Raw genomic sequence first — 2463 nt, forward strand, 5'->3', positions numbered from 1 at the left:
CCGCGGGTGGCCCCGACCGGCCGGCCCGGCCACGGGCCGGCCGGGGGCCGCCGCCTGACGCCCGGCACAACGAGCCGCGCCCCGCACCGTGGCGAGCGCCCGCCCGGTTTCAGCCGGTTGGCGCAGCGCGGCCGGCGCGACGCCCGCCCCCGGCACTGCGGCGGCCGGTCGGCCCCTCCGGACACCGGTCACCAGGTGGGGACGAAGCCGCCGTCGATGGTCAGGTCGCTGCCGGTGATGTTCGCGGCCCGGTCACCGGCCAGGAAGAGGACCAGTTCCGCGACCTCGGCCGGCCGCGTGAAGCGCCCGGTGGCGGCGGTCGCGGCCGCCCGGGCCGCCACGTCCTGCGCGGTGGTACCGGCGACGGCCGCCAGGGTGTCGGCCACCCCGCCCGCCCCGAGCCAGAGTTCGGTCTCCACCGGGCCCGGGCTGACGGTGTTGACCCGGATCCCCCGGGGGCCGACCTCCTTCGACAGCGCCTTGGAGAAGGCGACCAGCGCGGCCTTGCCCGCGCTGTAGTCGATCACCAGCGGGTCGGGCAGGGTGGCGTTGACCGAGGCGACGGTCACCACCGAGCCTCGGCCGGCCGCCAGCATCAGCGGCAGGGCCGTCCGGGTGACGCGCACCGCGCTGAGCAGGTTGAGCTGCAGGGTGTGCAGCCACTCCTCGTCGCCGACCGACAGGAAGCCGCCGGTGCGCACGGGCGCCGCGCCGACGTTGTTGACCAGGATGTCGACCCGGCCGTCCGCCGCCGCGACCAGGTCGGCGGCACCCGCCGCGGTACCGAGGTCGACCGACACCCAGCGCACCGCACCCTTCTCCACCAGCGTGTCCAGGCCGGCCGAGGTGCCGCGGGAGCCGCCGACGACCCGCGCGCCCGCACCCGCCAGCGCCTCGACGACGGCCAGCCCGATCCCCCGGCTGGCCCCGGTGACCACGGCGGTCCTGCCCTGCAGTTCGGAACTCATCGCCCTCGACTCCTCGCGTCGGTGTCCACTGTCCGCTGTCCGTTGCTCGTTGCTCGTTGTTCGTTGTCGGCCACTGTCGGCCCTCCGCGGTCCGTTGTCGGCCGTTCACTGCTCGCCGCCCGCGGTGTTCGGCGAGCGGGCCGGTGCGGTGCCCACCCAGTGCAGCAGCAGCACGCTCACCAGGGCCGCCAGCGCGCACCAGGCCGAGACGAAGGCCAGCCGCCACAGCAGCGCGCAGAGCCCGGCCGCCGCGCCCACCAGCACCCCGAGCAGCTGCAACTGCCGGTCGCCGCAAGTCAATAGGGAGCCCACGGTGGCCAGCAGGTAGCCGGCCAACAGGACCGGAGCGTACGGGACCCCGGTGCCGTACGTCAGCAGGTGGCCGCGCACCCCGACGGTGACCGGGTGGGCCAGCACGGCCGCCAGCAGCAGGACGGAGACCGTGACTCCGAGCACCGCGAACCCGGCGCGCCGCCGCTGACCGGCCACCGGCGGGCCCTCCGCGCCGGGCGGCCGGGCCGGTCCCAGCGCGCACCAGACGGCGACCGGCACCAGGGCCGGCAGCAGCGGCAGCGCGATCAGCACCCAGACGGTGCGCGCCCAGAGCGCCGCGCCCGCGCCGATCCGGCCCTCCGTGCCGAGCCAGACCGCGGCCTCGGCCAGCTGGTGCACCCCGAGCAGGAGCGGGAGCGCCGCCAGCGGCAGGTCCCGCGCCCGGCGGACCCGCGCCAGACAGACCAGGCCGATCCCGGCCACCACCGATCCCGCGACCAGGTCGGCCTCGGTACTCCAGCACATCGCCGCCTCCTGTCGCTCCGTCACCACTGACCGCCGGCCGTCCACCGCGCCCGCCCGCCCCCGGGCCGCGCCACCCGCCCCGAGCCGCGCCACCCGCCCCGAGCCGTGCCACCCGTCCCGAGCCTCGCTGCCCGTCCCGAGCCTCGCTGCCCGCCGCGGGCCGCGCCCCTCCGATCCTGCGCCCGCGCGGCGGCCGACGCCGGCAGGCAGGCCGCAACCGGTTCCGGCAGCCCGCGAACGATTCCTGCTTCGGCGAACGGTTCTGACGGCCCATCGGGCGATCCGGCAGGTCGGAACCGCTGCGCCGGCGGGCACCCAAATCGAAATGACTTTCAATACCCATAAGGTCTGGCGAGCACACCCGGGCGCCCGCTAGGTTGAGCCACGCCGTCACATCGGGGGGTGCGTCGGCCGGCCCGTGCCGACTGCCTTGGCACCGCCAACTCCCGTGCCTGACCGACGGATCCACCACATCACCGTCCGCCCGGAGCGGACATCACGGCGGACCGGTCCCGAACGGACCGGCTGCGCCGATCGGGGAGGGAACCAACCATGGGTCGAGCGACCCGTCGTGCTGCCGCCTGCGCGGCAGCCGGTCTGCTGGCCGCAGCGCTGCAGACCACCACCGCCCACGCCACCGTCCAGAACCGGATCGACCTCACCGTGCTCGTGGTGGACGACGGTGGCCCCGCCACCG

The 2463-nt window shown here is 76.2% G+C and carries 2 protein-coding genes; both read right to left on the reverse strand.

All coding sequences use genetic code 11. The features are described 5' to 3' along the window. Positions 1 to 188: 188 nt before the first annotated feature. Entirely contained in the window at positions 189 to 968 is a 780-nt protein-coding gene (locus tag ABD323_RS40385) for an oxidoreductase (protein WP_344447099.1), read from the reverse strand. A gap of 105 nt (positions 969 to 1073) precedes the next feature. Beyond that, entirely contained in the window at positions 1074 to 1766 is a 693-nt protein-coding gene (locus ABD323_RS40390; RefSeq protein WP_344447100.1) for a DUF6629 family protein, read from the reverse strand. Positions 1767 to 2463: the final 697 nt, after the last annotated feature.

This window comes from Kitasatospora nipponensis, from assembly GCF_039528135.1.
Taxonomy (GTDB): Bacteria; Actinomycetota; Actinomycetes; order Streptomycetales; family Streptomycetaceae; genus Kitasatospora; species Kitasatospora nipponensis.

What these genes read in the sequence shown, in the direction of transcription:
- ABD323_RS40390 (WP_344447100.1), bottom strand. Translation starts at nt 1,766, where the DNA reads ATGTGCTGGAGTACCGAGGCCGACCTGGTCGCGGGATCGGTGGTGGCC.
- ABD323_RS40385 (WP_344447099.1), bottom strand. Translation starts at nt 968, where the DNA reads ATGAGTTCCGAACTGCAGGGCAGGACCGCCGTGGTCACCGGGGCCAGC.